This is a genomic window from Paenibacillus sp. 2TAB19 (assembly GCF_052115185.1).
GTDB lineage: Bacteria > Bacillota > Bacilli > Paenibacillales > Paenibacillaceae > Pristimantibacillus.
Genome location: NZ_JBFRGE010000040.1, coordinates 1 through 18,764, shown reverse-complemented (window position 1 = coordinate 18,764; position 18,764 = coordinate 1). Strand labels below are relative to the sequence as shown.

The window sequence follows — 18,764 nt, the reverse complement described above, 5'->3', positions numbered from 1 at the left end:
ACATCGTCTCGCATTCCAAGGCCGGGACGGACCGGATTATCCGCGATAATCTTCCGGATTGACTCCGACGACCTTCTTGAATATTTTGCTAAAGTACGTGTAATTATGATAGCCGACTTTGTCAGCCACTTCGTACACTTTAAATTTACGGCTTTCCAGAAACGACTTTGCCCGGTCAATACGGATGCGAGTCAAGCAAGAAATGAAGTTTTCCCCCTTCTCTTGCTTGAAGATTCGGCTTAAGTATGAGGGATTAACGTTAATTTGACCGGCAACGCTCTGAAGAGAGATATCCTCGGCATAATAACGGTGCATCATCTCGACCGCCATATCCGCATAGCTTCTTTGCTCTGTCGAGCTGTTGTCCACAGCCAAGCAAAGTGTTGCATAATCAAGCACGATGCGGTGAACGTCATCCCAGGTCTCTGCGGAAAGGACCGCTTCATAAGGAAGTTTGTCCGCAATTTGAAGTCGGGGCCTCGCCAAATAGCTCATATGCGCTCCGACCATTTCGGCCAGTCCCACGTACGCCTCTCGGATCATGCGCTCATTCGCCCGTTTGGCCGCTAATTCGCCTCGAAAAACGACCAGAAACTCTGACAGCTTTGCCTCATTATTGCTATCGAGAACGCGGCGCAACGCAAGATCTTTGGACTCGTTCGCTTCGCTTGGCGCAAGCGCTGTAATCTCCTCGTTCGGACAATCCACCTTGTCTTCGAAGAACAAAATATGTCCGTACCCCGCAAAAAAACTGCGCAGGAGCGCGTAATCAGCTTCCCGATATGCTGCTTTCATATACCGAAATCCCGGAACGACGGAGCTTACGCCTATTGTGATAGACATATTCATAAAATCCTTCATCGTACGCTGAATGGCTCCGCAAAGCTTGGCGATGTCCGAGCGCGCGTTCGTTATTCCGTCCCCCGGTGTATTGGCAATCAGCAAATATTCAGAGGAGCTTTCGACGACCAGCTCCTTCCGCCATTTGCCCGGAATAATCTCCTCCAATATATTGAGAATGGAGAATCTTAACAGCTTCTCATCCTTCTCCACGTACTTTTGACGTATACTCGCGAATCTATCAATGCGAAGCTTGATGACCGTCAATTCCTCCGATTGCAAGCGCGACTGCAATTGCTCTGCCTTCGCAGCCGCTTCACTCTCGTCAAGCAAGCCGCTGATCAGGTCTTTATACAAGCTTTCCTTCAGATGGGATAAGCTTTGCGAAATGTGTGAAGTCAGCAGCATATTCGGTTTCGTGCTTCCTCCGAGCTCCCACTTCCGCCTRATACCGGCAAGCAATTCGGCCAGAGCCTCCGCTGTTATCTCGCTTTTGATCAAGTAATCGATTGCGCCAAGCTGCAACGCTTCCTTCACATACCGGAATTCGTCAAAGTTGCTCAATATTACGTATTTGCAATCGGCGACCGTTTTTGATGTTTCCCGGATCAGCTGCAAGCCGTCCATGACTGGCATTTTGATATCCGTAATGATCAGATCAGGTCTCACCGTGTGGGCTAATTCGAGYGCTTCCTTGCCGTTCTCTGCCTCGGCGGCGATTCGGAATCCTTGCGCTTCCCAATCGATCATAGAACGGATGCCGATACGCATTAACAATTCATCATCCACTATCATTAGCTTTAACATTGGGATCCCTCGTTATGATATTATAATTTACGCGGATTTCGAAACCGCAGAAACCGCTTACATAAATAAATTTAAGCATCGATTAATGGTAACTTCACTATACACTCTGTTACTCATTCCGTAAATTACGATGCTGMAATTTGCAGCATCGCCCCATAACAAAAAGGATGKAACAGATATAGCATCTGAACCATCCCTATTCTCTTCTATTGCTRCCCGAGCGACCCACCGTATCCTCGAACGGCTCAACATGGACATGAACGCTCATAATATTGTGCTTCTTGCCCATTCTCTTCTCGATCTCGTCGCTAATGCGATGGCTCTCAATCAATGATAATCCGGGATCAACCTGTACGATCACATCAATCAGCACATTGCTTCCGTGCACCCGGGCTTTTATATCTTTGATCGACTTGACCCCTTTCGTCCCGGCAATCATCGAACGAAGCGTAATCAGCTCCTTCGCATCGAAGCCGTCAGTAAGCGCATGCGTCGAGCTGTAGAAAATTTCCCAAGCCGTCTTGCAGATGATGATGCCTACCGCGATTGCCGCTACAGTATCAAGCCATGGCAGACCGAACTGTGCGCCAATAATGCCTATCGCAGCGCCGATACTGACAAGCGCGTCGGATAAATTATCTTTAGCTGCTGCTAGCAACGCCTGATTGTTGATACGCAGCGCGAGCTTGCGATTGTACATGTACACACCGCCCATGCAGGCTGCCGCGAATAACGCCACCCATGCTGTGATCAAGTTCGGTATATGCTTCTCCGCTCCAAACAATGATTTCACCGCATCGATCAGCACCTGTAAGCCTACGGTAGCCATAATGAAGGAAGCGATCAGCGCTGCAATCGTCTCCGCCCGAAAGTGGCCGTACGGATGATCCTTGTCCGGCGGCTTCTGCGAAATCCGAAGTCCGATCAACACCGCAGCCGACGCTACGATGTCGGTTAAGTTGTTGTAACCGTCCGCAACGAGAGCGCCCGATGCGAACCAATACCCCGCTCCGAGCTTAAGCGCAGACAACGCTAGATAAGCGCCGATGCTGACCCAGGCTCCCTTCTCGCCTTGCTTGATATCCTCATACCCCGTCAAAGCATGCCCTCCCACTGTTTCATCAGCCGTTACCGCCGCCACCAGATCGCACCCTATATTAACATACTGGTATCATACCCGAGCAATTCGATTTGGGTCTAGAGAAACAGTGTTTACCAGGTGCATACATTTATGCATGCCGCCAAGTTTTTTGACCTTATCCAAGCGTATATGTCATCTAACCATAACGATTAATCTCTATATTTCTTCAGCAAAATAACTGCGTTGTGTCCGCCGAAGCCGAATGAGTTGGACATCCCGATGTGTAAATTGGCATGACGTGCAACGTTCGGCACGAAATCCAAGTCGCATTCCGGATCGGGCTGCTCCTGATTAATCGTCGGCGGAATAATGCCGGTTCGAAGGCTCATCGCCAAGGAGATCGCTTCCGCACCGCCCGCGGCACCCAGCATATGACCGGTCATCGATTTGCCTGCCGTTATCGGCACTTGATTGGCGTATTCTCCGAACAGCCTCTTAATCGCAACCGTTTCCGACTTATCGCCAATCTCGGTGCTTGTTGCATGGGCGTTGATAACATCTACTTCCTCCGGTTTAATACCTGCATCCTGAAGCGCCGCTTTCATGGCAAGATAAGCGCCTCTGCCTTCAGGATGAGTCGCGACCATATGATAAGCGTCGGAGCTTGCGCCATAACCAATGACTTCCGCTACAATAGGTGCATTTCTCCTTAGAGCATGCGAGAGAGACTCAAGTACAAGGATGCCTGCACCCTCTGCCATGACAAAGCCGTCTCTGCCGGCATCGAAAGGTCGGCTTGCTCGTTGCGGCTCCTCGTTCCTCGTCGATAGCGAAGTGGCATTGCCGAAGCTCGCTAGCGATATTTCCGATATAGCCGCCTCTGCGCCTCCAGCGAACATCACGTCTGCATATCCTCCCTTGATGAGCCGAAACGCTTCGCCGATGGCCGTATTGCCTATCGAGCATGCCGTTACCGGTGACATCGTCGGGCCGAGCGCGCCATACTTAATACTGATCATTGCGGCAGCCATATTCGAAATCATCATTGGCACAAGCGTCGGACTTACCCGCTCCGGCCCGCGTTCGCGAAGTACGCCGTCCTGCTCAATCAGCGTCTGGATTCCGCCAATACCTGATCCGACATAGACGCCCATTCGTTCGAGATCAATCCCTTCCAGCTGAATTCCGGCGTTATGAAGCGCTTGATCTGCCGCAGCAAGGGCATATTGCGTAAACCGGTCCATGCGGCGCGCTTCCTTGCGCCCGAATAGGCTATCCGGATCGAAGTCTCTCACTACTCCTGCTATTTTGGACTTAAACCTTGCCGTATCGAATTGATCGATATGCGTAATACCGGAAGCGCCTTTGATCAATTTGCTCCAGTAGCTGTCAACGTCATTGCCAAGCGGCGATACGATACCCATCCCCGTCACTACAACTCTCTCCATCCTATTTCCTCCTCGAATAACGATTATGGAGGTTATCATGTCATAGAAGTTATCCTATTACAAGTTGTCATTTATTATAGTATAATCAGTACCACGATAACGATAATGAAGGATGACGCCAGCCGTGAATCATTCCACAAGACTGCAAGTACTGTCCCAATTTCTCAAAACACAGCGGGCTAAGCTGCAGCCCGAAGCTGTTGGCCTGCCCGCCGGTACTCGACGCAGGACGCCTGGTCTTCGCAGGGAAGAGGTCGCTCAACTGGCAGGCGTCAGCTCTACCTGGTATACATGGCTGGAGCAAGGGCGTGATATCAAAGTATCAAGCTCGGTCTTAGACGCCATTGCGGCTGCTCTGCAGCTAACGGTCGATGAGCGCAAATATTTGTACGCGCTGGCGCTTGATGCTGGACCAGGCACGACCTCTTTCAAGCAGGACGAGCTGCCTCAGCCGGAGCTTAGTGCTCCCTTACAATACATGCTGCGTGAGCTTCGTTATTGTCCTACGATTATATCGGACAGACATTGCCAGATCGTCGGCTGGAACGAAGCGGCCTCCCATGTCTTCTTGGACTTCGATCAGATCCCGCCCGATCAACGCAATATGATCAGACTATTGTTCACCCGCAAGGAGTTTCAGCGGCTGGCGGTCAATTGGGAACAATTCGTTAGCGGCTACCTCGCTATCTTCCGTGCGTACTACGGGCAATATTTTGAGGATGAGTGGTATGAGCAATTCCTTGAAGAGATGAGTGCGATTCATCCGAATTTCAATGCGCTATGGGAGCAAAGCCGAGTTAGCTCCGCACCGGAAGTGCTTCTTCAATTTCGCCATGCCAAAGCCGGCAAGATGCTGTTCCATCTCACCTCGCTCCAAGTGCACGGCAGCGCCGACCTGCGCTGCAGCGTCTACACCCCCGCTCCCGAATCCACGACGGAGAGCAAGCTGAAGCAGCTTATGGACTAAACAATCAAGCGTAACCGGCTATCGCCGTCCTCCGGCGGCGTAAGCAATCGTTTCGTCGAAACGTATAGAGAAAGTATGAGCAAAATCATATACTTTCCTATACGTCAAAAAAACAGCCGAAGCTTTGATAGCCCGGCTGTTTCTACGTACTTATGCAATTTATTTCGCGATTTCGTAAATATCGTATAGCTCATCCAGCATCAGGTTAGCTGCAATTACGCCGCCAGCCGTATTCCAGATCGCATCGTTCACTTGCATCGCTTTATTGTTTTTCACAACGTTAAGGCTCTGCCAGAGCGGATCCTTCAGCATCTCTTCTTCCATTTGCGTTCCTTTGCCGTCGCCCGTCTCATACGTGAAGTAGAATAGCATATCCGCATCTACTTCCGGAATGCGTTCCTTCGTAATTTCCTCTACGAACGTATCTTTATAGCCCATTTGGCTGTCGGGACGGTTTATGCCGAGCTTGCTGAACGCAAGTCCTGTAAACGTATCTCCCAAATAAATACGGGTTTTACCTGCCATGAATCGAACAACGGATACTTTTTGATTGAGCTTGTCGCCGGCTTTTCCTTTGAAATCCGCCGTACGAGCGTCGTATTCAGCGATAATTTTGTTGCCTTCCTCCGCCTTGCCAACCGCCTCTGCATAAAGCTTGAAGTTCTCCTGCCAAGCGCCGCGAAGCGTCTCGGAAAATACGGTCGGTGCAATTGCCTTCAGTTGGTCATATACTTCCTCTTGACGCAATTTGTTGCCGATAATAAGATCCGGCTTCAGACCTGCAATCAATTCCAGGTTAGGCTGGCTCTCTTCGCCGACAACCGTTACGCCTTCCATATCCGCTTTGATATGATCATACCACGGCTCGCCCGTCCATGATTTTACTGCCCCAACCGGCTTAATGCCAAGCGAAAGAAGAGCTTCCGTACCCTCATTCGTAAGCACGACTATACGAACTGGATTTCCTTTGATTTCCGTTTCGCCCATTGCGTGAGTAACTTTCCGTACATCAGTCGACTGGCTCTCACCGGATTGCTCCGAACCTGCTCCGTTTGCATTATTGTTAGCGGACTGACCGCAGCCTGATACGATAACTGCCAATGCTAGCAATGCCGTAACGGCAGTCCATGTAAATTTTCCCTTCAATAACCGTAACATAAAATTCCAACTCCCTTTCGTTTTTGAAAATCATTCTCAAGTTGCACTTCACGAACTATACCAAGGGCGTCCAAAGATGTCAACAATTAATTGATAATGATTTTCAGATTCATTGACAGAGCTATACCGATCCCCTAAAATGACCTAGTATCCTAATTCGCATTGTAAACATCAAGGAAAGAGGAAATTATGGACACGCTATTAACAACACGAACAGGCAAGTTTGCCGGCCTACTGTTGGGCCTTCTCATCTTCGCGGCTTGCTTCATCTGCAGTATCGCTTTCGGAGTGGTCAATATTAAACCGCAAACGATTATTGATTCGTACATATCGTATGATGCAGCGTCACAACAGCATCTCATCATTCAGACGGCTAGAATGCCGAGAGCGCTAATCGCAGCGACGGTCGGCGCAAGCTTAGCCGTAGCCGGCGCTTTAATGCAAGGCATTACGCGCAACCCGCTTGCTTCGCCGAGCATCTTCGGCATTAATGCCGGAGCAGCCTTCTTCATCGTAACCGGCTCCGCTTTCTTTGGCGTAAGCGGCTTCTCAACATTTGCTTCGCTTGCGTTCATCGGTGCAGCGGTTACTGCCGCCCTCGTATACATTCTAGGCTCGATCGGCAACGACGGACTGACTCCGCTTAAGATTACGCTCGCGGGCTCGGCTATCACCGCTTTCTTCTCTTCTTTGTCCATGGGCGTACTGCTTACCGGCGGTCAAACGTTCGATCAAGTGCTTTATTGGTTCGTCGGCTCGATTGCGGACCGAAGCATCTCTATCTATCAAGCAGCAGCGCCATTCATGGTGCTTGCGTTAATCGGTGCTTTTATTTTAGCCAGACATATGAATGTGCTCGCGCTTGGCGACGATGTGGCCGTAGGACTTGGTCAGAAAACCATTTACATCAAATTGATTGCGGGCATTCTTGTCGTGTTGCTGGCAGGCGGTTCCGTCTCAATGGCTGGACCGATTGCCTTTATCGGAATTATCATCCCGCATTTGGTTCGTTACATGGTCGGCATCGACTATAAATGGATGATCCCATATAGCGCGGTTTATGTCGGCATTCTGCTGCTGGCAGCAGACATCGGCTCTCGTTATATCGCTTTTCCGAAGGAAGTTCCCGTCGGCGTTATGACCGCCATACTCGGTATCCCTTTCTTTGTGTACATCGCTAGAAGAGGGGGGCGCTCTTAATATGAACCCGTGGTTAACGATACGCAACCGTGTCATGTCTTACCAAATCAATCGCCGAACGGCCTTCGTCATCGGCATGCTCATCATCGCCAATCTAGCGGCTATCGTCATCTGTACCGGGCTTGGAAGCCTCTTTATCAGTCCGCTGGAAGTCGTTCGGACGATACTTGGAATCGGCGATGATCCGAATTCAATGATCATTTTAACGCTGCGATTGCCGCGGGTTATTATAGCCGTATTTGTCGGATCTGCGCTTGCGGTAGCCGGAGCTCTGCTTCAGGGCATTGTGCGCAATCCGCTAACCTCGCCGGATGTTATCGGTATTTCCGGAGGCGCATCGTTAGGCACTGTCGTCTTTATCTTATACTTCTCCCATGTGAGCATTCGGTTTATGCCGCTAAGCGCGATGGCAGGCGCGTTCGCGACCGCTTTTCTCATTTATCTATTTGCCTATCGCAAAGGCATTACGCCTATGAGGCTCGTTCTGATCGGCATCGGTATGGCTACCGCGCTTTCGGCGCTTACGTACATGCTTATCCTAACCGCATCATTCACGCCGACCGCAGTTGCCGTTAAGGCGTTCACTTTCATGACTGGCAGCATATACGGTGCATCTTGGGAGAGAGATGTCATGACTCTTCTTCCGTGGCTCGTCGTTCTGCTCCCTATAGCACTGCTGTACGCAAGGCATCTCAACGTGCAGGAGCTTGGCGATGAAGTCGCAACAAGCGTTGGCAGCCGGGTTAATGCCAAACGGACTATATTGTTAATTATTAGTGTTGCGCTAGCCGCAGCTGCAGTAGCTATCGGGGGCGCTATTAACTTCATCGGACTTATGGCGCCCCATATTGCACGCAAACTCGTAGGTCCTGCGTATGGCGGAGTCATTCCTGTCTCTGGTCTCATCGGCTCGCTTGTCTTGTTGCTATCGGACCTTGTCGCGCGAACGGCCTTCATTCCGCTCGATATTCCGGCTGGCGTATTTACGGCTGCCGTGGGCGCACCGTTCTTCATTTACTTATTGTACCGACATCGCAACAGAGCTTAATCGACGTTCATATCAAGAAAGGGAAGTGAGTCTCATGACCGCCATACAAGCCAAAAACCTAACGTTAGCTTACGGTCAAAAACCAATATTCAGTGAGCTCGATCTTGTTATTCCTAAAGGCAAAATCACGGTATTCATCGGCAGCAATGGCTGCGGCAAATCAACGCTCCTCCGCTCGCTCGCAAGGCTGCTCAAACCGCAAGGAGGTGCTATATTGCTTGACGGCAGCGAAATCGCCAAGCTACCCGGCAAGGAGGTTGCAAGGCGCCTAGCCATCCTGCCTCAAGGACCGATTGCCCCTGAGGGGCTTACGGTCCATCAGCTTGTGAAGCAAGGCCGTTATCCTTATCAGAGCTGGCTGCAGCAATGGTCCCACGAGGATGAGAAGCTAGTCAAGCGAGCGCTTGCCGAGACGCATATGGAAGAGTTCTCATCACGCTCCGTCGACTCGCTCTCTGGCGGCCAGCGGCAGCGAGCATGGATTGCGATGACACTCGCGCAGAACACGCAAACGATATTGCTGGACGAGCCGACGACTTACCTCGACATGACGCATCAAATCGAAATATTGGATCTATTGTTTGACCTAAATGAACGGGAACAACGGACGATCGTCATGGTGCTGCACGACATTAATCTCGCCTGTCGCTACGCGCATCATATCGTTGCTGTCAAAGACGGCGGCATCCATGCACAAGGAGAGCCAGAGGCGATTATGAACGAGCAGCTTATTCAAGACGTCTTCGAGCTGAAATGCCAGGTAGCTGCCGATCCGATATTCGGCACGCCGATGTGTATCCCATATGGCAAAGGACGTCAGCTTGCGTTGAAATAGCAAAAAAATAGCGCCGCTCGAAGAGGTGAACCTCTCTGAGCGGCGCTTCTTGTTATTTATTGTACCGCGTACATGCGCTCGCGGATCGCTTTGATCTCTGGATTCTCAAGGTATTCGTCGTAAGTCGTCATACGATCGATCACGCCATTAGGCGTAAACTCGATAATACGGTTCGCAATCGTCTGTACGAACTGATGGTCATGCGAGGTAAACAGAACCGTGCAATCCGTGTCTGTTAGACCGTTGTTCAGCGCTGTAATGGACTCCAGGTCCAAGTGGTTCGTCGGCTCATCCATGATGAACACGTTCGCGCCTTCCAGCATCATCTTCGACAGCATGCAGCGCACTTTCTCGCCGCCGGACAATACGCTTGCTTTCTTCATCGCGTCATCGCCGGAGAAGAGCATACGGCCAAGGAAGCCGCGGAGGAACGTCTCATCCGGATCCTTGGAATATTGGCGAAGCCATTCCACAAGGTTCATGTCTACGCCGTCGAAGTAAGCCGAGTTGTCCTTAGGGAAGTAAGCGCGAGTCGTCGTAACGCCCCACGAGTAGCTGCCCGCATCGGGCTCAAGCTCGCCAGTTAGCAATTGGAAGAAGACCGTCTTCGGCAAGCCGTTCGGACCGACGAAAGCGACCTTGTCGCCTTTGTTGATCGCAATCGTCAGATTGTCGATCAGCTTCTCGCCGTCAATCGTCTTCGTCAAGCCGTCAACGAGCAATAGTTGCTTGCCCGCTTCACGTTCGCCTTTGAACAAAATGAACGGATATTTACGGTTCGATGGACGAATGTCGTCGAGCGTAATTTTCTCAAGCAGCTTCTGACGCGACGTCGCTTGCTTYGCCTTCGACTTGTTCGCGCTGAAACGTTGAATGAACGCTTGCAGCTCCTTGATCTTGTCTTCCTTCTTCTTGTTCTCGCCGCGCATCAATTGAAGCGCCAATTGGCTGGACTCATACCAGAAGTCGTAGTTGCCCACGTACATCTGGATCTTGCCAAAGTCGATGTCCGCGATATGCGTACATACCGTATTCAGGAAATGCCTGTCATGGCTGACTACGATAACTGTACCTTTGTAGTCGCCCAAAAAGTCCTCAAGCCAACGAATCGATTCGATGTCCAAATGGTTGGTAGGCTCATCGAGGAGCAGGATGTTCGGCGCGCCGAACAATGCTTGCGCCAGCAATACGCGGACCTTCTCGTTACCGTCAAGCTCGCTCATCATCTTGCTGTGCATATCCGGCGTAATGCCAAGGCCGTTCAGCATCTCTGCCGCTTCGGATTCCGCTTCCCAGCCATTCATGTCGGCGAATTCGGCTTCCAGCTCGCCTGCACGCATGCCGTCTTCATCCGTAAAGTCGGCTTTCGCATACAGCGTATCCTTCTCTTTCATAACCTCATACAGCTTTTTGTAACCCATAATAACGGTCTCAAGCACAGCGAATCCATCGTATTCGTAATGGTTCTGCTTCAATACGGCGAGTCTCTCGCCTGGTGTTATATGAACTTCTCCGCTTGACTGCTCAACTTCGCCGGACAATATTTTGAGAAACGTCGATTTACCTGCGCCGTTAGCGCCGATCAAGCCGTAACAGTTGCCTGGCGTGAATTTGATGCTTACATCTTCAAAAAGCGGACGCTTCCCGTAACGAAGCGTAATGCCACTTGTGCTAATCATTTCTTTAATCCCGTCCTTCACTACATGATCACTTTATCTCGAACTATTATAGCACAGTATGGCGCGAAACGAACGCCCAATTGGGCATTGGTGCAAAAAGTCGGTCAAAGCGGCTGCCTTTTGCCTACTCCGGCATGGACAGCCCGCTCTCGCTCCTCTTTGGCTTCGCCGACTTGCGATTGCGGCTCGTACCGCTTGCCCGCCATACGACCCAAGCGCTGACCCCATACAGCAGCGCGCTCATATAGAACAAAGCGTTGATTGTCAGCCAATCGATTAGCAGGCCACCTAGAATTACGGCAAAGCCGGAGGCAACCGACGTCCAGAAGTGATAAGAGCCAATCGTAATTCCTCTTGAACCGGATTCTGTGCCCTCGGCGAGCAACAGCCGCTCGCTCATCCGCTGCATTGCATTGCAGGTGCCCATAATAAGCTGCAGCAGCAGTACGATCACATAAGAGCTTGTCCATGGGAATGCCAGCATGGAAACCATCATACCAAGCGAACTGGCAACAAGAATGCGTGTGCCATGCTTGTCTAGCCTCGGCCCCAGCCAAGTAGATACGGCAGCCGAGCTGATCGTGAATACGGCGAACGCTAAGCCATATTTCGAATAGCTGTTGCCTAAGTTTTTGAGAAACAACAAATAATAAGGATAGATCATGCCCGCCGCTAACGTAACGACGCTTTGCGACCTAATGAGCCATTTGACGTTCATGTTCAAGTTGCGGCCTCCTCTCTCAACGGTTCAGACCCATAATTCTCATAAAAATAGTTCATAAACAGCCCGTCCTCGTCATACTTCCGTTTCTGCTCGAAAAAGGTTTTGTAGTTCGGATAGACGCTATGGAACTGCTCGACCGTCGGGTAAGCTATATAAGGCAAATAATAAGACCCATCATGCGCAATCACTTCATCGATAATCCGCTGAACGCTCTCTTTCATCTTCAGCTGCCCCTTCTCCGATAACGGAGCGTTGAATAGGCAGACAAGAGCGAGCATGTCGTCCTTCGCATAGGAGAGAGAGGCTTCCTCATCCTTGCTAACGTATCGAATCGTTACATTGAGCAAGTTCAGCTTGTCTTCCTTCACAATCTCGCTTAGCCGCTGGGCGAAGCTATCGAATTGATCGAGCGGAACAAAATATTCCTGCAGCTGATCGTTAGCACCAGGTTGACTGTAGTCCATGAATTCGTAAGCGGCGCGCATGGCGTTATTGCGGCTCATGATTTTATCCGACTGCTCTACGAAGAAGTACGTTTGCAAGTTCCATTGCAGCTTCTTGCCCCATTCGGTCGATCGGTTCAAGTTAAACAGCAGCTTGCCTGGAGCGACCCACTTCTCATTGCTTTCCAGCTTGTTATATTTGCTAAGCGATAGTGATCGTTCGACTGTATAGTTCTTGGCTAGCGCCTCGGTAAAGTAGCTATCCTTCGCAACTGATATGCGCCCAATATGCAGCTTAATATCCGGATTCGCAAGCACCTCGTCACGGAAATAGCCGACGTATTCGCTTAAGTCCATCAGCACGGTTGACTCGCGGTACACCTCGTCCTCCGTCAGATTAAGCGTTACGTCCAGTATGATGCCGAACAGGCCGTAGCCACCAAGCGCTAACGGGAACAGCTCTGCATTTTCCGTACGGCTCACATTCTTAATTACAGCGTCGGCGGTCAGGAGTCGGAAGGAATCAACGCTGCTTATAAGCGAGCCGTTACGGATGTCTCTGCCGTGCGCGTTAATGCTGATCGAGCCGCCAATCGTGAACGGATTGAGCGACTGCATCGTTCGAACGGATAAACCGTATCGATTGATCGCCTTCTGCACGTCCTCCCACGTCGCACCGGCTTGCACGGTGATCTGCTTGGCAGCTTGATCCACCGTAATAATCTTGTTATAGCTCGTCATATCGACGACAATGCCATCCTTGTAATAGGTATGGCCCCCTTGGCTGTGGCGCTGGCCGGCAATGGACAGGGTCAGACCTTTGCCCTTCGCGTCCTTAACAAGCGAGATAAGCTGTTCCTCTTCCTTGCCCTCCACTACTCGCTCTACCTTAACGGGATGCAATCTGCTGTAATCGGTCATTGTATAGGGGTCTTGATCAGGGATGCTTGTTCTTATGTATTGGAATACGCACAATCCAACGAGCAATAGAAGTACGATTGTTTTCTTCATATACGCTCCTATGCAACAAAGAAAGCCGCCTCAAAATAATAAYGGAGGTCATTACCTAGAGGCGGCTTCGTGCTATTGATATGCGGTTAGCTGATTACGGCTGCAACAATGGCACTGACGGGTGTTAATCCCAGTTCAGCTTCACTTCATTGCCCGTACGCGATGATTCATAGATGGCGTCAAGAATGCGGTTAGTCGTGTAGCCGGACAAGCCGGATGTAATCGGCTGCTTGCCTTCGCGAATACATGAAACGAAGTGGCCGCCCATAAGGATGCGGTCTTCTTCACCTTCAAGAGGGGCAATGTCGCTAAGCACAACTTCGCCTTCCTTGTGGGTCACGTAAGTGCCGCTATTGCCGACAACCGACACGCCGCCTTCCGTACCCATGAGGTGAATGAACGGATCCTCGGACAAGCCGGCTGCATGAGCCGCCCAGCTCACATCAAGCGACAGCGTCGCTCCGTTGTCGAGCTTAATGAGCGCGGATGCCAGATCCTCGACATCATAGTAGCCTTCCCAATTCGGAGTGCCCCAGTTGCCGATGCCTTCGCGCTTCGGACCGAACTCCGAATAAGTCGTCCCGAATACGGATACCGGCTTCGGATTGCCCATCAAATACAGCGACAGGTCGATCATATGAACGCCGATATCGATCAGCGGTCCGCCGCCGGATTGATCCTTGCGCGTGAACCAGGAACCCCAGCCTGGAATGCCCTTCTTGCGAAGCCAACCTGTCTTCGCGTTATAGATGCGGCCTACATCGCCGCTGTCGATGCGCGCTTTTACTGCACGGCTAAGGCCTGTCCAGCGCATTTGGTGCGACATCATCAGCACCTTGCCGGATTGCTCGGCAGCTTCTACGATCGTGCGCGCGATCTCGGAATTGATCGCCATCGGCTTCTCAAGCAGCACATGCTTGCCTTGCTTGAATGCTTCGATCGCCAAGTCAGCGTGGAACTTGTTCGGCACGCCGATAATGACGGCGTCGATCGAGCTGTCTTCCAGCAGGCTTTGCGGCGATTCATGCACGGTCGTTATATTATGCTCCTGAGCGCGCTGCTCGGCGAGCGGCAAATAAACGTCGGTAATAGCCGCTACTTCGGCCCCCTCGACCTTGGCGAATGTTTGCGCATGAACAGCGCCGATTGCTCCTGCGCCAATAATGCCAATACGAATAACAGACTGACTCATTAGTTGCTAATCTCCTTCAGTATCGTTTTGTTACCTTCAAGTATATACGTTGCAGCTTATATCGTCACTGCTCGTATTTGGCGCTATATTATTCTCGTTTGTTATGGATGTTATTTACTTGCCGGCCAGTCGCCATGATTCGCCATGCGGAAGTACGACCAGGCGCGACGAGTCGATGCCTTTCGATTGACGAGCCGACTCTAGGCGGCATAACGCCTCGCTCGGCGTATCGTCAGCAAGCTTGAATGCGCCGTAATGCATCGGAACGAACCACTTCGCTCCTGTATCCTCGAACGCCTGCAGCGCCTGCTCCGGCGTCACATGCTGCGGGCCCATGAACCATTCCGGCTCATATGCCCCTATCGGCATTAAGGCGACATCAATCGGGAAACGACTGCCGATTTCCTTGAAGCCTTGAAAGTAGCCGCTGTCGCCGGCGAAATAAATCGTCGGTGAGTCCGAGACGACAGGACGATCCGAAACATCCGATGCGAACGCGTCCTCTGCCCGGAAGCCTGATTGCCGGCTATGATCATGAACAGCAGCAGCTTTGGATATATGAGCTTTCGCTTCATTTCTTCTCGATGCAGGGACATCACCGCTTCTAGAGCCCTCTGAAGCTGCCGCCCCCTCATCAGCTGCCCTTCCGTGCGAAGGCTGTAACAGCTGCCTCGTCTTGCCGCCGTCATAACCGACAAACCGACCGCTTCGCGAGCCAACCGGCTCGATGACCCAGCCTCCCCAATGCGAGCTGTTCGTGTCCCACGGATTGCGGCGCGTCCAATGCTGCGACGGCACGAACGTGAATTTGATGCCATGAATATGGAGCGACTCCCACCAGTGCAGCTCTGTGACGCGCATGAAGCCCTTAAGCTTCAGCTTCTGGCTAAGGCCGGCAGGCACGATAAGCTGCTTCGGTCCGCCTAACCTGCGTAACGAATTAATGTTCAAGTGGTCGTAATGGGAATGCGAGATGAGAACGATGTCGATAGGCGGCACGTCCTCAATTTGAATGCCGGGTGCCGTCAATCTTTTTTGAAAAGCCATCTGCCCAGCCCAGACCGGGTCCGTAATAATATTGAGCCCTCCGATTTGAATCAGGAAGGTCGAATGTCCAATCCATGTAATAGTAGGTTGCTTTCTATTCGCCTGAAGGAAAGCGATGTCAGGCTGGGCGTTCGGAACGGCAAACGAATAATCTTTCATTTTCAGCTTGCGAATGCGCTCTTGCCGCCACCTCTTGAACTGCTTCAATGAATTATGCTGCTCTACATGATCTAAGTTGGCAAATCGTTTTAACCGCAACCGCTCATCCCTCCTCGCTGTGTATTCGTCTCCTTAAAGATACCAAGCCCGCAACATGAAATGCAAATGGCATTCTCGCATCCGCGTTCGAAATCAGGTACACTTAAAAATACGATAAAGAGCTCCAATGGGTGAATATTTTTTTCGAGGAGGCTAATGAATGAAACTCATTTCTATAGAACCAACGCCAAGTCCCAATTCCATGAAGCTGAACGTGGACGAGTCGCTACCGCGCGGTCAGCGGTTGACCTATAAGTCGAAGGAAGCCGAAGACGCACCAGAGCAGCTCCGGCAATTGCTCCGCATCGAGGGCGTCAAAAGCGTGTTCCGCACGGCCGACTTCATTGCGCTGGATCGTCTGCCAGGCGCAGATTGGGCGCGTATTCTAGCCGAAGCCGGCCAGCTGCTGCAAGCCGAGGACGGCGACAACCGTGCAGGCGGCGGACCTGAGTCCTCCGCCAGCTTCGGCGAAGCGCAGGTGTTCGTTCAAATGTACCGCGGCATTCCGATGCAAGTGCGCGTTCGAATGGCTGGCGGAGAGGTGCGCTCGGCGCTCCCGCCCGCATTCGGCGAAGCCGTTCAGCAAGCGGCTGGCTCGGCAATGATCCGCGAGCGCAAGCTGGAGGAGTTCGGCGTGCGTTATGGCGAACCCGAAGAGATTGCCGCCGAGATCGTCCGCGAGCTTGAGGCGTCTTATACGCAGGAGAGACTAGATACGCTCATCGCCCACGCGAAGGAGCAGGGTAACGACGCTGCGGCAGGCGATGCCGCGGCAGCGCCGGTCAGACCCGCTCCGTTAACAGCGGAACAGGTGCTGACGCAATTCAAGGAAAGCGACTGGAAGCTGCGTTATGCCGCTTTCGAGCGGTTCACCGCTTCGGTCGAGACGATCGAAGTGCTGTCGGCGGCGCTTCAAGACGACAATGCATCGATCCGTCGCCTAGCCGTCGTATACTTAGGCGATCTGCGCTCGCCAGAAGCGATGCCGCTGCTGTTCGCCGCCTTGCGGGATGCTTCTTCGTCCGTCCGTAGAACGGCCGGCGACACCTTATCCGATCTCGGCGATCCGGCCGCTATCGCTCCAATGATCGAAGCGCTGCGCGACAAGAACAAGCTTGTTCGCTGGCGCGCGGCGCGCTACCTGTACGAGCTCGGAGACGAGACGGCAATCGAAGCTTTGCGCGAAGCGGCTAACGATGCCGAGTTCGAGATCAAGCTGCAAGCGCAGATGGCGCTTGAGCGCATCGAGCGCGGCGAAGAAGCTGCCGGCTCTGTCTGGCAGCAGATGACCGCAGCCCGAAATCGCGAGCAATAAGCATCCATCCGCTAACGACGAAGAAGGCTGTCCCTCCGAAGCGAGCATTTATAGCTCGTCGCTTCGGCCGGACAGCCTTCTTTTCGTTTATTCATACTCCAGCTTTAAGCGAACGAGCTTCGAGCCGTCATTTCGATACGATTCATAGCTGGCCTTATAGCCAACCGCTGTATTCAAGCCTTCGAACGCTGCCTTCAGCGCTTCTGGAAACGTCTCTCCTTCTACATACCTGAACTCCAAGCTTCCGCTGCGCGAGCTGACAGCCGAATGAATGACGGTGCGCAGCTGATCTGCGCTTGACACTGTATTTTCCGCGTCGAGCCAATGCAATCCAAGCTCAATCTTCAGCTTGTTCGCTTTGGCCGCTTCGGACTGGCTGCCGGATTGTTCAGCTAGCTGCAGGGCGCCCAGGTAGCTGCTGCTTGCAGCGGGGTACGACTTCGTCCAACGATGATCCTCTCGAAGCTCCTCATCGGTCTTCAAGTAATAGTTATATCGGATTACGTTGTCTGAAGTAGAATCATTGCCTGCATCTCCGCTCATAACAGGGTCATCCCATGTCAGATCCAGATGATACCAAATACCGTCAAGCTGAACCATATTCCAAGCATGTTCGCCCGTATCGACCGAGCCGTCGGCAATAAGCACCGGGATTCCCGCTTGCTTCAGCATTTTGTAGCCGAGCAGCGAATAGCCCTGACAGACAGCATTGCCGAGTGCAATTGCGTTATAGGCTGTATAGTGTTTCAGCGACTGGTCGTATTCTACATGCGTGACGATCCAGTCGTGTATCGCCTTCGTCTTCTCGTGATCATTCATATCAGGCGCTATAATATCGTGGAGCGCTCTTGTCACCGCCGCATCCACTATCGCCGTCTCTTCCACCGACTCCCGATACCTTGCTTCCATCGAGATCGTAGAACGCCCGCCCCAGCTTCGAATCGTGTACACGTAGGAATCAAGTATATAGGCGATATAATCGTCCTGCTTAAGCGCCTCGCGAATCAGATCAGGCAAGCGATCGGACATCTCCTGCTTGTCACCTTCGAACGTAACAGTGAAGTGCTCGGCACGGCTTTGGAATCGTTCAGCAAGCTGAGCACGAAGCTCGCCCAGCGCATCCCTCTCTGCCGCCGCTGCAGGCTCGCTAGATCCCGAGGAAGGCGGAAATAAATCAAGCTTCAATTCAAGACTGTATGCAGCTGCTATAATTACGACGAGCATCAATAGTTTGCTAGTTGCTTTGCGCATGCATACCTCCCCTGTTTACTCGTTTTATATAATGTCTCAAGATTATCCCATTATATTATAAAGGATACACCACTATAACTGATTCCTAAACATATTGTGCGCAATATATGTAAAGAAGCAGCCGAGAACAAGACATATGAGGATCGATCAGCCGGAAAAAAAGAACCTGAAATCACAAAGTGATTTCAAGCTCTTGGCACCTATATAAGTTAAACAAATGATTTTCCCAGCAAAGACTGCTCAGAAAGGAACTCCTGTTAAGATGTTGTAGACAGAATAGAGCTAGAAATTAGCTCTATTCCACATACTTATGTGTGTTTTGGCGAAATAGAGCTAGAAACTAGCTCTATACGCCGCTAACTTTGCTCTAACGCCTATTTTCTTACCCTTAGAATGAATTTCATTATTTCAACTTATATAGTCAGTTGAAATAATGAAATTCATTCTAAGGGTAAGTAAG

At 51.4% G+C, this 18,764-nt stretch carries 15 protein-coding genes; 5 read left to right on the top strand and 10 right to left on the bottom strand.

Annotated elements, in window-relative coordinates; translation table 11 throughout:
* Positions 1-36: 36 nt before the first annotated feature.
* The 3 genes from AB4Z33_RS18210 to fabF all read right to left on the bottom strand — a co-directional run bounded on the left by AB4Z33_RS18210 (position 37) and on the right by fabF (position 4,176).
* Complete coding sequence (locus AB4Z33_RS18210; protein WP_442051272.1) at positions 37-1,647, bottom strand: response regulator; 1,611 nt, start codon at positions 1,645-1,647, stop codon at positions 37-39.
* Between the two features lie 196 nt (positions 1,648-1,843).
* A complete protein-coding gene (locus AB4Z33_RS18205; protein ID WP_442051306.1) occupies positions 1,844-2,746 on the bottom strand; it encodes a cation diffusion facilitator family transporter in 903 nt (300 codons plus the stop codon).
* A gap of 191 nt (positions 2,747-2,937) precedes the next feature.
* On the bottom strand, positions 2,938-4,176 hold the full coding sequence (fabF, locus tag AB4Z33_RS18200) for a beta-ketoacyl-ACP synthase II (protein WP_442051271.1): 1,239 nt from the start codon (positions 4,174-4,176) through the stop codon (positions 2,938-2,940).
* 124 nt (positions 4,177-4,300) lie between these two features.
* Here fabF and AB4Z33_RS18195 point away from each other — a divergent pair, with 124 nt between their 5' ends.
* A complete protein-coding gene (locus tag AB4Z33_RS18195; RefSeq protein WP_442051270.1) occupies positions 4,301-5,143 on the top strand; it encodes a helix-turn-helix transcriptional regulator in 843 nt (280 codons plus the stop codon).
* A gap of 159 nt (positions 5,144-5,302) precedes the next feature.
* On the opposite strand, the gene AB4Z33_RS18190 is transcribed toward AB4Z33_RS18195, so the two are convergent.
* Positions 5,303-6,301: an ABC transporter substrate-binding protein gene (locus tag AB4Z33_RS18190; protein ID WP_442051269.1), complete on the bottom strand. Its 999-nt coding sequence runs from the start codon at positions 6,299-6,301 to the stop codon at positions 5,303-5,305.
* A gap of 189 nt (positions 6,302-6,490) precedes the next feature.
* Here AB4Z33_RS18190 and AB4Z33_RS18185 point away from each other — a divergent pair, with 189 nt between their 5' ends.
* The 3 genes from AB4Z33_RS18185 to AB4Z33_RS18175 are packed head-to-tail and all read left to right on the top strand — an operon-like array spanning position 6,491 to position 9,384.
* The gene (locus AB4Z33_RS18185) at positions 6,491-7,501 is read left to right on the top strand and encodes a FecCD family ABC transporter permease (RefSeq protein ID WP_442051268.1); all 1,011 of its coding nucleotides are present in this window, start codon (positions 6,491-6,493) and stop codon (positions 7,499-7,501) included.
* Between the two features lies 1 nt (position 7,502).
* Positions 7,503-8,549: a FecCD family ABC transporter permease gene (locus AB4Z33_RS18180; protein ID WP_442051267.1), complete on the top strand. Its 1,047-nt coding sequence runs from the start codon at positions 7,503-7,505 to the stop codon at positions 8,547-8,549.
* 34 nt (positions 8,550-8,583) lie between these two features.
* Positions 8,584-9,384: an ABC transporter ATP-binding protein gene (locus tag AB4Z33_RS18175; RefSeq protein ID WP_442051266.1), complete on the top strand. Its 801-nt coding sequence runs from the start codon at positions 8,584-8,586 to the stop codon at positions 9,382-9,384.
* Between the two features lie 56 nt (positions 9,385-9,440).
* On the opposite strand, the gene AB4Z33_RS18170 is transcribed toward AB4Z33_RS18175, so the two are convergent.
* The 5 genes from AB4Z33_RS18170 to AB4Z33_RS18150 form a co-directional block, all read right to left on the bottom strand.
* The gene (locus tag AB4Z33_RS18170) at positions 9,441-11,063 is read right to left on the bottom strand and encodes an ABC-F family ATP-binding cassette domain-containing protein (RefSeq protein WP_442051265.1); all 1,623 of its coding nucleotides are present in this window, start codon (positions 11,061-11,063) and stop codon (positions 9,441-9,443) included.
* A gap of 124 nt (positions 11,064-11,187) precedes the next feature.
* Positions 11,188-11,781: an MFS transporter gene (locus AB4Z33_RS18165; RefSeq protein WP_442051305.1), complete on the bottom strand. Its 594-nt coding sequence runs from the start codon at positions 11,779-11,781 to the stop codon at positions 11,188-11,190.
* Between the two features lie 2 nt (positions 11,782-11,783).
* On the bottom strand, positions 11,784-13,241 hold the full coding sequence (locus AB4Z33_RS18160) for an FAD-binding oxidoreductase (protein WP_442051264.1): 1,458 nt from the start codon (positions 13,239-13,241) through the stop codon (positions 11,784-11,786).
* A 124-nt stretch (positions 13,242-13,365) separates the two neighbouring features.
* Entirely contained in the window at positions 13,366-14,433 is a 1,068-nt protein-coding gene (locus tag AB4Z33_RS18155) for a Gfo/Idh/MocA family protein (protein ID WP_442051263.1), read from the bottom strand.
* Between the two features lie 114 nt (positions 14,434-14,547).
* Entirely contained in the window at positions 14,548-15,738 is a 1,191-nt protein-coding gene (locus AB4Z33_RS18150) for an MBL fold metallo-hydrolase (protein WP_442051262.1), read from the bottom strand.
* A gap of 160 nt (positions 15,739-15,898) precedes the next feature.
* On the opposite strand from AB4Z33_RS18150, the gene AB4Z33_RS18145 reads away from it, so the two are divergent.
* Positions 15,899-17,053 (top strand): conserved virulence factor C family protein, encoded by a 1,155-nt coding sequence (locus AB4Z33_RS18145; protein ID WP_442051261.1) that lies wholly within the window; start codon positions 15,899-15,901, stop codon positions 17,051-17,053.
* An 87-nt stretch (positions 17,054-17,140) separates the two neighbouring features.
* On the opposite strand, the gene AB4Z33_RS18140 is transcribed toward AB4Z33_RS18145, so the two are convergent.
* A complete protein-coding gene (locus tag AB4Z33_RS18140) occupies positions 17,141-18,304 on the bottom strand; it encodes a transglutaminase domain-containing protein (protein ID WP_442051260.1) in 1,164 nt (387 codons plus the stop codon).
* Between the last annotated feature and the right edge of the window lie 460 nt (positions 18,305-18,764).